This is a genomic window from Wolbachia endosymbiont of Drosophila innubila (assembly GCF_021378375.1).
GTDB lineage: Bacteria > Pseudomonadota > Alphaproteobacteria > Rickettsiales > Anaplasmataceae > Wolbachia > Wolbachia pipientis.
This window is the reverse complement of the sequence record NZ_CP076228.1, coordinates 1036381-1051332: the sequence shown is the minus strand read 5'-3', so window position 1 is coordinate 1051332 and position 14952 is coordinate 1036381. Positions and strand designations below refer to the sequence as shown.

Below are 14952 nucleotides of genomic sequence, written 5' to 3'. Positions count from 1 at the left end.
TTTATTTTTTATCCTTATCATCAAGTGTAAATAAGGTTATTGTAGAGATTAAGCCTATTATAACTATTATTAACGAAAATGGGGCAGCTTCTCTATAGCGCTCATCGCTTACAAGTTCATATATTCTAGTTGATATAGTTTCAAAATTAAATGGTCTTATAATGAGTGTTGCTGTGAGCTCTTTGATAGTATCCATAAATACGAGCAAAAATCCCGATAATATACTCTTCTTGATGAGAGGGATATGAACATTCAAACATGTGGAAATAGGTCCATGACCCATAGTATATGCAGTCCACTCAATTTCATTTGGTGTTTTTTTGAGCCCTGACTCTACCGCCTTGAAAGATATAGCAAAAAAACGAAATAAATATGAGTAAACTAATGCGCCAATAGTTCCTACCAAGCTAATTTCCACAACATATTGAGTAATGAAAGAGGATATTCTGCTTAAAAATATTATTATACTAATTGCGATAATTGCATTTGGAATTGCGTAGCCTAAAGAAATGAGACGCGCTATATTGTTGATTACCTTATTTTTACGCGCCGTATATCCAATCATTATTGCAATGCTAATTGAGATTAATGCGGTGATAAATGATAAACTAATGCTATTTGCTATTATGTTATAGAATCTTGCTTCGTATATGAAAAACCCCTTCTCTATGCTCCAATATATGAGCGGAATCATTGGCAAAATAAAACCTATTAAGATCGGCAATACACACATAAGATAAGGAAAGATCAACGGCATAGCGCCACTTATACTCCGTTTGTTGTGATAGTCCGAATTGGTATTGATTGAAGAGTAAGATATTCCTTTTTTTTGTAGTTTTTTTTCGATAGCTATTAGTATCACAACGAAAATTAATTCTGCAACTGCTAAAACAGTAGTTGAATATTTGTCATGCAGTAAAAACCAGGTGCGATATATTCCTGTCGTAAAAGTATCGATAGCAAGAAACTGTGGTGTGCCGAAATCTGTAATTACTTCCATTAGTACCAAAGACAACCCAGCTATAATTGATGGGCGTATGGAGGGTATGATAACAGAAAACAGGCTCTTCAATGAGGAGAACCCAAGCGTTGACGCAATAGTGACTGAGTTACTAACATTCTTTAGACTTGAGCGAACTAACATATAAACGTATGGATATAGGCTGAATCCCATTACTAATATTCCACCACCTAGGGATTTTATTTCAGGAAACCAATAGTCACCTTTGCTCCAATCTAAAATGTCTCTTAATAAGCTCTGCACCGGACCTGAAAACTCTAGCGTATTTACATAGACGAACGCTACTATATATCCAGGAATCGATATCGGAAAGAACAAAGCAATCTCAAAAATTTTACTTCCAGGAAATGAAAAAAATGTGGTGAGCCAAGCTGGAATTACTCCAAATATGAAAGATATTCCCCCTACTCCTACCATCAAAATTAACGTACTCAGTATATATTCAGGAAAAAGTGTACTGATTACCCATTCGGAATTCGCTGAATCTGTAAATAAGATTGATATTAATGATAATATTGGGCAGACGAATAATATGCTTACTAAAAATAAGAATATATTTTTAAATACTCTTAAAAACATTAATTTGAATCTATATTTTATATTAAAATGTTATATGTAAAAACTGAAGATATCCAGTAATTAACAGCCGTACTATTGAATATCTTTATAATTTTGTATATCATGTTTTTAGTTGATAAGTCAATAATCATGAGCTTCGTCATTGCAACTTTCTATCACTTTGTAGAACTCTCTAATTATTATGACATGAAAGACGAAATAAAAGCTGCATGCAACAACGTTGAGTTAAAGGGCACTATACTCCTTGCAGAAGAGGGTGTTAATGCAACAATATCTGGTGAAAGAAACGCAATTGATAAAATATTCGATTTTCTACGTTCTGATTATAGGCTAAGGGACCTTACATGGAAAGAGAGTGCAGCAGAATATCAACCATTTAGCAAGATGAAGGTAAAATTAAAAAGAGAGATTGTGAATCTTGGTGTAAGCAATCTTGATATTTCCCTTAGGGGTAAATATGTTGATCCAGAGCATTGGGATGATTTTACTTCTCAACCTGACGTTTTAGTAATAGATACACGAAACGAGTATGAAGTGAAATTAGGCAAGTTTAAGAATGCAATTAATCCACACACACAATGTTTCCGTGAGTTTCCTCAGTGGACAGAGTCATTTTCTGAGAGTAAAGACCTGAAAGTGGCTATGTACTGCACTGGTGGGATTAGATGCGAAAAATCTACAGCATATATGAAAAGCCTTGGATTTAGTGATGTTTACCATCTTAAAGGCGGCATTCTTTCTTACCTTGAAAAAACTTATAATAAAAATGGTAATTGGAAAGGAGAATGTTTTGTTTTTGATGATAGAATTGCTGTTGATAACTCACTTACTCCAAGCAACACAATAAAATGCATATTCTGCTCAAATCAAGTTTCAACTGATAAACTGAAATCAGTTCCACGTGGCCAAGTGGTTTGTTCTGATTGTAAACTTCAGTGTTATAGCTATAATAAATAAAACATCATACTGCTGCAGTTGTATGCACGTTGTGATTTGAGAGCAACCTCTACCAGAAAGGGTGTCATGCCAGTGCCCAGACACTGGCATCCAGGTTCTTTTTTTCTAGATTCCAGCGTCACGCGCTGGAATGACAATAAAGAGCATATGGTTATGCAAGAAGTCTATTTCTTACCCTTAATCAACTCTAAAGCCTTCTCCAGATCTATACTCTCAATATCTGCACTCTTGCCCAAAGCAACGTTTGTTTTACCGCATTTTATATAGAATCCGTACCTACCGTTGCAGATAAAAACTTCTTTTCCCTTTTCATTAACCCCGAGAGATTTTAACTCTTTGCGTGGACTGTTTGCAATAATTTGTACAGCTTCGCTCAATTCTGTATTCAGCACCTCTTTGGAGCTTTTCTTAAGAGAAAAGTATCTACCATCATAGAAAATATAGTACCCAAATCGCCCAAGGCCTATTTTTACTTCCTTTCCGGTTTCAGGGTGTTCTCCGATTACTTTTGGCAAGGAAAGTAACTGAGTAGCGGTGCTCAGATCAATCTCATTAACATTTATATCTTTTGGTATGGAAACCGTTTTTTTCTTTTTTAACTCGTTATTAAACTCCAGATAAAGTCCAAAAGGACCCTTTTTGATCATCACTTCTTGGTTTGTTATATCATCTATACCTAAACTTTTTGGATATTCTGAATTGTCGTTACTACCTGTAATTTCTTTTGTATGGTTGCATTCAGGATAGTTAGAACATCCAAGGAACACCCCGGCTTTTCCAAAGTTCAATTTCAATATGCCACCTAAGCAAGCAGGGCATTTCGTATTCACCTCTTTTCTTCCTTCTTCTGAACAAAACCAATCGATTACCAAATCGTGAATGCCGCTGAAAACTTCATCATGCGTCATTTGCTTGACAGAGTTTACATGACCAAAAAATGGCACCCAAAAGTGGCCTAATTCTTTTTTCCAATCTGCATGTCCATTTGAAATTAAATCAAGCTTCTCTTCCATTTGTGCTGTGAAATCATACTCTACACAACGCTGAAAAAAAGTTTCTAAAAATATAGTAACGATTTTACCGCGGCTGCTTGGAATAAATCTTTTGCTATCCAATGAAACGTACTCACGATCTTGTAATACCGAAATAATTGTTGCATAAGTTGATGGTCGACCTATACCGATTTCTTCCATTTTTTTACGATACTTGCTTCACTATAACGAGGTGGCGGTTGAGTGAAATGTTGTTTTGGCTCAACTGAAATCAGCTTACACGCTTCCCCTTCCTTCATGGCAGGTAGCAGGCCTTCATTTTCGGCTTCTATGTTATCTTGGTAGACTCTATAAAAACCATCAAAGAATATACTTGATCCACTTGCTCGCAGAATTACTTTCTGGTCAGTAGAACTAATTTCGACTACCACTTGATCAAGAATCGCCGACTCCATTTGACTTGCAATGGTCCTTTTCCAGATTAAATCATACAATTTAAATTGCTCTGGCGTTAAGTAATCCTTAATACTACCCGGCGTTCTATTGATATCAGTTGGACGAATTGCTTCATGTGCTTCTTGAGCATTTTTGACCTTTTTTACATATTTACGAGGAGACTGCGGTAAATATTTATCACCATATAATGACTTAATTGACCCTCTAATTGAGTTTATAGCCTCATCTGCAATATGAAACCCATCTGTACGCATGTAAGTTATCAACCCTACAGTTTCACCACCAATATCGATACCTTCATATAAATTTTGCGCTATGCGCATAACACTTTTCACATTAAAATACAGTTTATTCACTGCATCTTGCTGAAGACTTGAAGTAATAAACGGAGGAAGCGGGTTTCTCTTAACTTGCTTGCGTTCTACTGTGCTTACAGCATATTGCCTTGATTCAATCTCCCTGACTAAGTTCTTTGCTTCTTCTTCATTCTTAATATCAAATTTTTCTAGCTTTTTATTGTCATAGTGGCTTAGCATAGCAAAAAAAGCCTCATCTTTGCTATTTTGCATTTCTGCTTTTATGCTCCAATACTCCTGTGTTATAAATTTACTAATTTCATCTTCTCGTTCGCATATAATCTTTAATGCAACAGACTGCACTCGCCCTGCAGACTTGCTTCCCGACAATTTTGTCCACAGCAGTGGTGACAAACTAAATCCAACTAGATAATCCAAAGCTCTACGTGCTTGTTGTGCACGCACTAAATCCATATTAATTTCACGTGGATTTTTTATTGCTTCTTGTACTGCTCTTTTTGTTATCTCATTAAAGACTACTCTATAAATGTTGTTTTCATTACTGATTGCTTTCTTTTCTTTTAATGTCTCTATCACATGCCAAGCCATTGCTTCCCCTTCTCTGTCTGGGTCTGTTGCAAGATATATATCTGATGTTTTGCTTGCGGCTTTTACTAGCTCTTTTATATACTTTTCTGCTTTTTCAATGGTTTCATACTTTATAGTAAAATCATTATCCGGATCGACAGAACCGTTTTTTGCTGGAAGATCCCTCACATGTCCAAAGGATGCAGCTACTTTGAACTCTTTACTCAAATATTTACCTATTGTCTTTGCTTTCGCAGGTGATTCAACTATTAATAATGCCATATTGTTAATTATTTTAGTACTTAAAGATAATATGTTGAGAAATATACAATGAAAAGTAAAAAAATATTTTAATGGTTCTTGTGAATTTTACGAACCGGGTTGTGGGGCCTTTTCAGAAAACCCTTGGACGTTGCTATTTTTAAGTGACTTTGAAGGCTCATTACAATAGTATATGATCGCAGCAGCAACGAGAAGCTAGATTCCAGTGTCAGCTACTTGCATGACAAAAAAAGGAGCGCTGGGATGACATCCTCCCTTGTGGAAATTGCTCTCAAATCACAATGCCCGTACAGCCGTAACCCTAGAGGTACTGTTTCTCACCCACTGCAAATATTGCACGGTACTGTCCACTTGGTCGTCGTGGCGCGTTTCAGGAAACATTAAAATCTCATACTCAAAATCGTTCAGCCATACTGCTTGATGTGGCAGAAAAACCTTGCCAGACTCTATAATCGGAACAATTTGATGAAATCGAGTGAGCTTGTCATCATGTGGCACTATTTCAATAATCGGTAAATCACTGTTTGTCTTTAGCTCTTGCACCAATTGTTGACCACTTGTTTTTGCTTCGATTAAAATTGCGTGTGGCGTCCATCTTGCAGCTAGTGACAAAACCTGTTCTTTAAGCTTTGGATACTCAAGCTTTGCGCGATATACGTCGAGTAAATAGAATTTATTATCTATTTTTGCCCAGGTGGTGCAGACACTAAAGTTGCTCATGTTACTTGTTGAAACCGCAGTATCCCAACTTTGTGTTATATGCGAGAGATTATCAGGAAATTTTTTATAGCGTTTCAGAGGTTGTCCGGAAACAAGTAAAAGGCTATAATATCTGAAATTTTAGTACGGGGTAAAGATGAGAAAAAAGTATCCAACAGATCTAAGCGAAAGGGAATGGGCAAGAATAGAAAAACACTTCAGAGTATCATACAAGAAAGGAGGAAGGCTGCCAAAGTATAGCAAAAAAGAAATATTAGAAGCAATTTTCTATGTATTGCGTACGGTGTCAATGGCGGTATTTACCAAATGATTTTCCGCTATGGAAGACTGTGTATGAGCAGTTCAGGCAATGGAAGAAGCAGGGAATTTTGAGAAAATGAATTATGAAATTACAAAATATAGTAGAAGAAAAATAGGAAAGAATGAGCAGCCGAGTGCCTGTATAGTAGATAGTCAATCTGTAAAGACTACAGAAAAGGGGGATCAAAGCTATGATGGAAGTAAAAAGTAAAGGGTAGAAAAAGGCATATAATTACAGACACTCAGGGTTTTATACTAGGTTGTTACGTAGGCGCTGCTAACGAAAATGATAGAGATGGTATTAAAATAGCATTAAACAATATGAGAACAAAATATACTAAAGTTAAAAAAAATGTGGGCTGACATGGGATACCAAGGAAGAAATTTAAAGAATCACATAAAGGAAGAATATGACATAGATATTGAAATTGTTAAAAGGCCTCCATGTAGATTTTGGGTGCACAAAGATACGCCACCTGAGCTACTACCAACAAGAGAACAAGGGTTTAAAGTACAGCCAAGAAGATGGGTTGTAGAAAGGACTTTTGCTTGGGTTAATAGGAATAGAAGGCTATCGAAGGAGTATGATTTACTCACAACATCCACTGAGAATTTCATATACCTAGCTATGAGTAGGGTTATGTTAAAGAGGGAATATGCTTGAATTTACTAGTTTCCGGACAACCTCTCATGTTTCTACTATGTTGATCATAAGCAAAAACTGATCTTAATACTTTAAACGGTGGAGGATTGATGATGCACTTACCACACGTATAAATATTGTCTGAGATTACTACGCCACAAACATTGCAGTAATGCTTAGTTAGAAAATTGATTTTTTTGTTGCATTCACTACACAGATTAAGATTTTCATCAATGATACATTCGCAACTTACGCATACGCTTGGAAATATGAGATTTGTAGCTTTTTTTAGTAAGAGAAGGTTCACAACTCATTAAATATATTATAAAATAATTTATATAGTATAGCTAAAGTAACTTAAGCTTACACTCTTTCACTTTTTATTCCATTTCAATATAGTTCAAACTGAGCCACTGCTGGGTGCTGTAGCTAGTGCAAGTCAGGTTTTCCTACGTCATACCGCCGCGGTATCTCTAGATCCCGCTAACAAGCAGCGGGATGACGAATTTGTCGTTTATCAAATCGTCGGTAAACCTAAGTCACTTTAGTTATAGTATCAAACATAAAGGTTGCAATATTATGTTGGCTGCTAAAATAGCACCAAGTGCACACAATGAATACACTTTCTCTGCCCTGTGACCCACGTTTATCATTATCTTGATAATACTTGTTATAATTGTCTTTACTCTCAACTCCACAAATTACATCTTTCACAGGTCCTAGCACATTATCAACGTAACGTACAGATTTATAGAAACTATTTTCTGGAACTAGTGTGTTATCTTCTGCTTTCTTAGCAGGTACAACTCCATATTCAACGTACCTTCTAAAGTATCGATATACTGACATTCTTATCTCCAAATCATAAATATGCAACCTAGCCTAATATAATTAAGAAATAGTTTATAATAAATACGTTTTAAGATACCTGCCTGTAACACTTTCTGGAATTTTTACCACTTCTTCTGGAGTTCCAGTAGCAATCACTTCTCCGCCTTTTATTCCGCCCTCTGGTCCGATGTCTATTATATAATCTGCAGTTTTTATAACGTGCAAATTGTGCTCGATAACTATAACAGTGTTTCCCAGATTGACTAATCTATGGAGTATTTTTAGTAAGTTATTTATATCTTCAAAGTGTAATCCAGTTGTTGGCTCATCAAGAATATACAATGTTCTTCCGGTAAATCGTTTTGATAGCTCTTTGGACAGCTTTATTCGTTGTGCTTCACCCCCAGACAACGTTGTTGACGACTGTCCGAGTTTTATATAGCCAAGCCCTACTTCCTGCAAAGAAACCAACTTTTCTTTTACCATTGGAAGGTTTTCAAAAAAATCACAAGCCTGATCTATCGTCATATCAAGCACATCAGAGATTGATTTTTCTTTATAAGTAACTTCCAATGTTTCCCGATTATACCTTCGCCCTTTACATTGCTCACACTTCACATAAACGTCCGGTAGAAAATGCATCTCTATCTTTAAGTGCCCATCACCTTTACAAGCCTCACACCTTCCCCCTCTGGTATTAAATGAAAACCGGCCTATATTATATCCCCTTGCTTTTGACTCCGAAAGACCTGCAAACCAATTTCTTATATGAGTGAACATACCAACATATGTTGCTGGATTTGACGCAGGAGTTCTACCAATTGGCGACTGATCAACTTCTATAACTTTATCTATATATTCAAGGCCTTCTATTCTATCACACTGACTATACCTTGCAGACGAATGATGTATCTTATGTGCTGAATATTTATATAACGTTTCTATGACTAAACTTGATTTTCCCCCTCCTGATATTCCAGTAACACAAATAAGATTCCCTATAGGAAATTTAACGTTTACATTTTTTAAGTTATTTTCACATGCATTTATTACTTTTATGAACTGAGTTGCTTGCTTTCTTCTCCTTGGAATTAAAATTTTTTTCTCTCCACTCAAATATTGCCCTGTTATGCTCCCTGAATTTCTTTGCACCTGGTCTGGTGTTCCTTCTGCAACAACTTTTCCACCATTTACGCCAGCTCCAGGACCAATATCAATCGCATAATCAGCAGCCATTATTGTATCTTCATCATGCTCAACAACGATTACAGTGTTACCCATGTCTCTTAAGTTTTTTAGTGTGGCAATTAACCGATCATTATCACATTGATGAAGGCCAATCGAGGGTTCATCAAGAACATATAAAACCCCCGTTAATCCTGAGCCAATTTGCGAAGCAAGTCTGATCCTCTGACTCTCACCGCCAGAGAGAGTGCTAGATTCTCGATCAAGCGTTAGGTAATTCAACCCTACATTCTTTAAAAATGTTAGCCTCTTGATTATTTCACTTAGTATTTTATTTGAGATTTGCTTCTGTTGTTCTGTGAGCTTGTCTGGCAAATTTTCAAACCACTTAAGGGATTCATCGATACTAAGCCCTGATATTTCACCTATATGTTTGCTATCAATTTTTACTGTAAGCGCTTCTTTTCTCAATCTATAGCCAGTGCATTCTCTGCAGTGAGTGACAGAGCAATATCGCTCAACAAGTGTTTCATCATAATCCATCTGGTTCTCCAAGATACTGATCAAACCTTGAAATTTATTAGAGCCAAAGAGTATCATATCTTTTACTTCTTGATCTATGTTCTTCCACGGAATATCAAGGTTAAATTTGTAGTTTTCAGCCAGTGATAGAATTGCACTTTTTAGAAATCCATAACCTGTGTGCACTTGGCGGAACATTGATCCCACTGGCTTTAAAGCACCCTCAGATATTGAAAGAGTTTCATCCGGTACTATTAGCTTTATATCAACACTTAGTTTTTTACCAAGCCCATTACACGAACCACATGCACCGTAAGGGCTGTTAAAAGAAAATAATCTTGGTTCTATTTCCTCAAGAGTGAAACCAGACTCGGGGCATGCAAAATTCTCTGAAAAAGTCAGAATTTGACCATTTTTATACTCGGAATTATGGTTGTCAGGTAGGTTTACTATTTCTACATACATTAGACCATTACCAAGTTTTAGTGCGGATTCTATACTACTTGGCAGTCGATTTCCTATATCGCCCAATATTGATATTCTATCTGCAACCACAAAAACGTCGTGTTTCTTGTTCTTATCGAGTTTAGGCAAGTCATCTACATTGTACACTTCACCATCTATTTTGAACCTTACGTAACCTTGTCTTTTAATTTCCAATATCTCTTTAAGATGTTCTCCCTTTCTACCACGCACAACAGGGGCAAGTATATATATCTTAGTTTCTAAAGGTAACGCAATTATAGTGTCTACAATTTGAGACACCGTTTGTTTTGTTATTGGTAATCCAGTTGCAGGTGAATAAGGAACTCCTATTCGTGCATATACTAAGCGCAAGTAATCGTAAATTTCGGTAACAGTTCCAACTGTTGACCTTGGATTTTTTGAGATCGATTTCTGGTTGATAGATATTGCAGGAGAGAGACCTGTAATCGACTCAACATCTGGTTTATCCTGAATGTTGAGAAATTGACGCGCGTAAGCTGACAGGCTTTCAACGTACCGGCGTTGGCCTTCTGCATAAATCGTATCAAATGCAAGGCTAGACTTGCCAGAACCACTTAGCCCAGTTATAACAACTAGCTTATTTTTCGGTATATTGACGTCTACACCTTGCAGATTATGTTCCCTTGCGCCCTTAACTCTGATAAAATCGTCCATATTATACCATATAACGTATTAACCATTATAGCCTCAAAATACGTGAATTTATAGTGATATATTGATTTTCTATGGATTTTTTCAACTGTTACGGAAAATTAGGCAGCGTTTGATAAATCGTCATTCCGCTACTTGTTAGCGGCTGAGATACCGCGACGGTATGACGGTTAAGTAGGCCAGTGCCCCTATGATGTCATCCCAGTGTCAAGCACATAGCTGTACGAACGTTGTAGTTTAGGAGCAATTCCCACCAGTGGGCCAGTGCCCAGACACTGGTTCTATGCAACTTAATTAAAAACGTTTGTTTTAGCGTAAGACAACTACCTTTAGCTCATCAGCTCAGTTATAAGCAAAATTTCTGGATTCCAGACTGGAATGACACCATTTGCTGTGCAATTTACCTTCAAAAATGAATGTTCGTACAGCTATGTGTCAAGCACTGGGATGACACCATTCTTTTTTCTGGATTCCAGACTGGAATGACACCCCCCTGATAGGCTCAAATCATAATGTTTGTACAGTTGTGGGTTTAGGCTACCTATAAATTCTAAACTGTTGTTACGCACCAAATACACCCCTAGGACCCAAAGTCAGTTTAGCTATATCAGAAAACAGGTTATGTGGAAATCTTAAAATACTTCTTGTTTGCCAAGCAAAATAAATACATTCCTACAAACAAACAGATGCTCAATACTGACGCATAAGAAAACTTAAAAATTAAGTCTCTAGTATATATTGATAGGCATTTACCTGCAGAAAATTTGTATAGTAATCCAACACATACAACGGCACTATCAACCACTGATGCTATAATTAAAGTAATGAAATTTGCCATATGAAAATTCAACTTGGACTTCAATTTTTCAAAAATAATTATGCTTGAGAGAAGAGATACTAAAATTGCAGTATATGAAATCAATATCATCAAATTAAAACTTTGCCATTTAAAAACACAACATAGCGCTGTACACACTATTAAGTTGTACGTAGCTTTGCTTCTGCCATAAAATTCAACCATTGAATTTACAACTAAAGCAGCTCCCACAAATAAGGCAGCACATATCATCAATTTATTTGAAGTGTTGAGTAAAGAAAGACTGATAAACAGGAGTATCGATAAAATAGACATAATTACCTACCCAAAATTAATAACATACATTCATTCTAAATAAACATTACATATAGTAAAAGAGTTATTTAGCATAATAAGAAAAATATTTTATATTAGCATGCCACATCTTTCAGATCTACTTTTAAAACATCCTTTATGTTTAGCACCTTTTTCTCTGTTACTTTGCCAATACATGAATAAACTGCACCTTCAAACAATTCTTCAAACCTCTTCTGATTTTGTGGTGCAATAGTAACCAAAATTCTACTTTGCGATTCAGAAAACATTATTATCTTGTTTATTATGTCTGTATTTTGTATTTTTCCTATTGGGACTAGTGAAAGATCGATTTCAGCACCAAGGTCTCCTGCAATTAGCGATTTTGCCAGAGCAATAACTAATCCGCCTAAGTTTGGTGCAATTGCAGAGGCAATTATGCCATCTTTTATTGCCTGGTTGTAACGCTCATACAACTTCCTAGCGCTCTTTGCATCAACTTTTGGTACGTTGTTATTACCTATTCCACTATATAACTGATATTCAGATCTACCAAGTTCATCAAGTGTTTCTCCAAGCACATATATCAAGTCCCCTGGCATTTTTACATCAAGCGATACCGCATTTTCAATATTTTCTATAATTCCAATTGCTGAGATGAGTAATGAAGGTGGTGCAGAGATTATCACTTTCTCGCCATTTTCATCATATCCCTTGAAGTCATTGAACATACTGTCTTTTCCGGATATGAATGGTGTTTTAAATGCAGTTGCGAAGTCGTAACAAGCCTCTGCAGCTTTCTTTAGTTGCCACAACCTTTCTGGATTATAAGCATCACACCAACAAAAATTGTCGAGCAACGCTAGATGATTTATATTTCCTCCTGCGGCTACATAGTTGCGTATCGCGGTGTCAATTGCACATGCTGCCATGTGGTAGGTGTCAATTTCTCCATAACTTGAGCCAAATCCTTGCGATTTTACAACACCTTTATTTGAAGAAAGGATTGGCCTTGAAACAATAGCTTCACTGCACACTCTTCCCTTGCCCTGCAGTGGTTTCAGCACTGACGACCCTTGAACCTCATGGTCATATTGCACCACTATGAACTCTTTGCTGCAAATGTTTGGTCTGCTCAGCATTTCTTTTAGTTCAATTGCTAAAGAAGGCGAACTTGTTGTCATTCCAGCGCATAGCGCTGGAAGCCCCTTAGACCACGGTTTCGTCTGTAAATGCACTTTGGGATTACCATCATGCAGAAATTCAGTTTCGATGTCCATTATTACTGTCCCTTCAGGACATTTAACAACAGCTTTACCACTCTCATTAAACTCTCCAATCACACAAACCTCCACATCATGTTTTTTCATGATTTGCTTAAACATAGGGAGATTTTCTTCTGGCACTGCTAAGGTCATTCTCTCTTGTGATTCTGATATCCATATTTCCCACTGAGCCATACCATCGTTTTTAAGGAGAACCTTGCTCAAATCAACTTCAAATCCGTCTTTTCCCATTTCACCAATAGACGACGACAGCCCACCTGCTCCGTTATCCGTTATTGCATTATAAAGATCAAGATCTCTTGCTTTTATGACGGCATTGGATAATTTTTTTTGTGTTATAGGGTCACCAATTTGCACAATTGTTGAAGGGCTATTTCCCGATAAAGCCTCTGAAGAGAACGTTGCACCGTGAATTCCATCTCTTCCAACTCTTCCGCCAATAATTACAATCTTATCGCCATTTTTTGGTCCTTTAATGTGTGAAGGTGCATTATTTATATTGCGTGGAATAATTCCAATGCTTCCGACAAAAACTAATGGCTTGCCACAAAATCTATCGTCGAAATATACCGATCCAAGTTGTGTTGGAATACCAGAGCAATTACCAGCAACATTAACACCGCGAATCACTTCTTTCATTATATATTTTGGCGGTAAGATCTCATCAGTGCGCTCTTTATCCCTATAAAATTTGCCTTTTGCTTCTTTGGCAAAGCAAAAGTAATAGGTATTCATTATAGGCTCTGCGCCTTTCCCGAAACCCACTATATCGCGATTAACTCCAAGCACTCCGGTCATTGCTCCACCAAATGGATCAAGAGCTGAAGGGCTATTGTGAGTTTCAACTTTATCTACAATCAAGTAATCGTCATCAAAAATTATTCCTCCTGCGTTGTCGGAGAAAACTGACACGCATATGTCAGAATTTATCTCACGCGTTGCACGCTTAATATAATGAGCATATAGACCGTCTTTTATTTCATCAATAGGGGAGCAAAAAATATTGTGTTTACAATGTTCAGACCAAGTCTGTGCCAGAGACTCAAGTTCAATATCATATGGATTTCTACCAAGTTTTTTAAAGTAATCCTTTATAGCTTTCATTGCTGCCAGCGAGAGCCCTAAAGTGCCATTACCATCGATTCCATCTCTGCTGATTTTCTCAAGTTCTTGGTCACTTACATTTAAATCAACAGATTTAGCCCCATTACTACTTGATATCACTCCAGTGCTCTCTTTTGTCATCCCAGCCTTTTTTTCTGTCATCCCAGTGCTTGACACTGGGATCCATTCTTTTTTTTCCTGGTCACGCGCTGGAATGACACCGGAGTGGGTATTTAATGATTTATATTTACCATAATATTCCCAGCTATAGTTATTATTTTCTTTACAGATAAGTGTGCAATACTCAGTGATGGGGTTGAACTCTTGTTTTATATCATCTTCGGTTGGTAAATCTCCTTGACTTAGAATCAATTTTGAACTTCTTGCTTTGATCTCAATTGGTGTCATTCCAGCGCGTGACGCTGGAATCTGCGTTTTCTCTTTCTGGATCCCAGTGTCAAGCACTGGGATGACAAAAGAAGGGGCTGGGATGACAGGCTGGTCGATATAGCCTTTGCTTATTAAATACTCTCTAACAATTTGTTTCACTGTGTTGCCTACATTATCGGTCATGCCAGGTAGGAAGCTTATTTCCAAGCCCCACTTTGCTTGTGGTTCTATGAAATCATACGGAACTTCTTCAAGGTTTTCATTGTAGGAATAATAACGGCAGTCTTGTATGACTTTATTATAAAATAGCCCGCAAATTTCTTCATATAATTTGGATGGTAATTCTTTGCGTATGTAAATCGAGTAAACGTTGACTAACCATCTGCAGCCAATTTGCTCGCATTTATTTAAAACTTCTATTCTAATGTTTGCCATGTAATGTTATAAAAAATTTTAATATATAATAGCATACAAGCACGTTTATATTTTGAATAATTTCTATACAATAAAATATTGTATTAATTGTTACTG

General features: G+C 36.7%; 8 protein-coding genes and 4 pseudogenes. 2 read left to right on the top strand and 10 right to left on the bottom strand.

Annotated features, from left to right (window positions below):
- Position 1 precedes the first annotated feature (1 nt).
- Complete coding sequence (locus tag J4T77_RS05670) at positions 2–1600, bottom strand: ABC transporter permease (RefSeq protein ID WP_190321395.1); 1599 nt, start codon at positions 1598–1600, stop codon at positions 2–4.
- Positions 1601–1729: 129 nt separating this feature from the next.
- On the opposite strand from J4T77_RS05670, the gene trhO reads away from it, so the two are divergent.
- On the top strand, positions 1730–2557 hold the full coding sequence (trhO, locus tag J4T77_RS05665) for an oxygen-dependent tRNA uridine(34) hydroxylase TrhO (RefSeq protein ID WP_010963056.1): 828 nt from the start codon (positions 1730–1732) through the stop codon (positions 2555–2557).
- A 164-nt stretch (positions 2558–2721) separates the two neighbouring features.
- Here trhO and topA read toward each other — a convergent pair.
- From topA to terL, 3 genes and pseudogenes are all read right to left on the bottom strand, one after another.
- Positions 2722–5171 (bottom strand): annotated as a pseudogene (topA, locus tag J4T77_RS05660) (type I DNA topoisomerase).
- Positions 5172–5258: 87 nt separating this feature from the next.
- Positions 5259–5345 (bottom strand): hypothetical protein, encoded by an 87-nt coding sequence (locus J4T77_RS07630; protein ID WP_458695080.1) that lies wholly within the window; start codon positions 5343–5345, stop codon positions 5259–5261.
- A gap of 102 nt (positions 5346–5447) precedes the next feature.
- Positions 5448–5972, bottom strand: a pseudogene (terL, locus tag J4T77_RS05655) (phage terminase large subunit); the annotation flags it as partial.
- Between the two features lie 55 nt (positions 5973–6027).
- On the opposite strand from terL, the pseudogene J4T77_RS05650 reads away from it, so the two are divergent.
- A pseudogene (locus J4T77_RS05650) lies at positions 6028–6855 on the top strand (IS5 family transposase).
- Positions 6856–6880: 25 nt separating this feature from the next.
- Here the strand turns inward: J4T77_RS05650 and J4T77_RS05645 are convergent.
- The 6 genes and pseudogenes from J4T77_RS05645 to J4T77_RS05620 form a co-directional block, all read right to left on the bottom strand.
- Positions 6881–7141, bottom strand: a pseudogene (locus tag J4T77_RS05645) (double zinc ribbon domain-containing protein); the annotation flags it as partial.
- 227 nt (positions 7142–7368) lie between these two features.
- Positions 7369–7683, bottom strand: coding sequence for a hypothetical protein (locus tag J4T77_RS05640; protein ID WP_010082388.1), 315 nt, complete (start codon positions 7681–7683; stop codon positions 7369–7371).
- A gap of 54 nt (positions 7684–7737) precedes the next feature.
- The gene (gene uvrA, locus J4T77_RS05635; protein ID WP_190321394.1) at positions 7738–10533 is read right to left on the bottom strand and encodes an excinuclease ABC subunit UvrA; all 2796 of its coding nucleotides are present in this window, start codon (positions 10531–10533) and stop codon (positions 7738–7740) included.
- A gap of 425 nt (positions 10534–10958) precedes the next feature.
- Positions 10959–11102: a hypothetical protein gene (locus tag J4T77_RS05630; protein WP_182309107.1), complete on the bottom strand. Its 144-nt coding sequence runs from the start codon at positions 11100–11102 to the stop codon at positions 10959–10961.
- 47 nt (positions 11103–11149) lie between these two features.
- A complete protein-coding gene (locus J4T77_RS05625; RefSeq protein ID WP_022626376.1) occupies positions 11150–11662 on the bottom strand; it encodes a hypothetical protein in 513 nt (170 codons plus the stop codon).
- 95 nt (positions 11663–11757) lie between these two features.
- Positions 11758–14856 (bottom strand): phosphoribosylformylglycinamidine synthase subunit PurL, encoded by a 3099-nt coding sequence (locus J4T77_RS05620; protein WP_233641006.1) that lies wholly within the window; start codon positions 14854–14856, stop codon positions 11758–11760.
- Positions 14857–14952 lie beyond the last annotated feature (96 nt).

Coding starts and splice junctions, on each gene's coding strand:
- J4T77_RS05670 (WP_190321395.1), bottom strand. CDS start 1,600: ATGTTTTTAAGAGTATTTAAAAATATATTCTTATTTTTAGTAAGCATA.
- J4T77_RS05625 (WP_022626376.1), bottom strand. CDS start 11,662: ATGTCTATTTTATCGATACTCCTGTTTATCAGTCTTTCTTTACTCAAC.
- uvrA (WP_190321394.1), bottom strand. CDS start 10,533: ATGGACGATTTTATCAGAGTTAAGGGCGCAAGGGAACATAATCTGCAA.
- J4T77_RS05620 (WP_233641006.1), bottom strand. CDS start 14,856: ATGGCAAACATTAGAATAGAAGTTTTAAATAAATGCGAGCAAATTGGC.
- J4T77_RS05640 (WP_010082388.1), bottom strand. CDS start 7,683: ATGTCAGTATATCGATACTTTAGAAGGTACGTTGAATATGGAGTTGTA.
- trhO (WP_010963056.1), top strand. CDS start 1,730: ATGAGCTTCGTCATTGCAACTTTCTATCACTTTGTAGAACTCTCTAAT.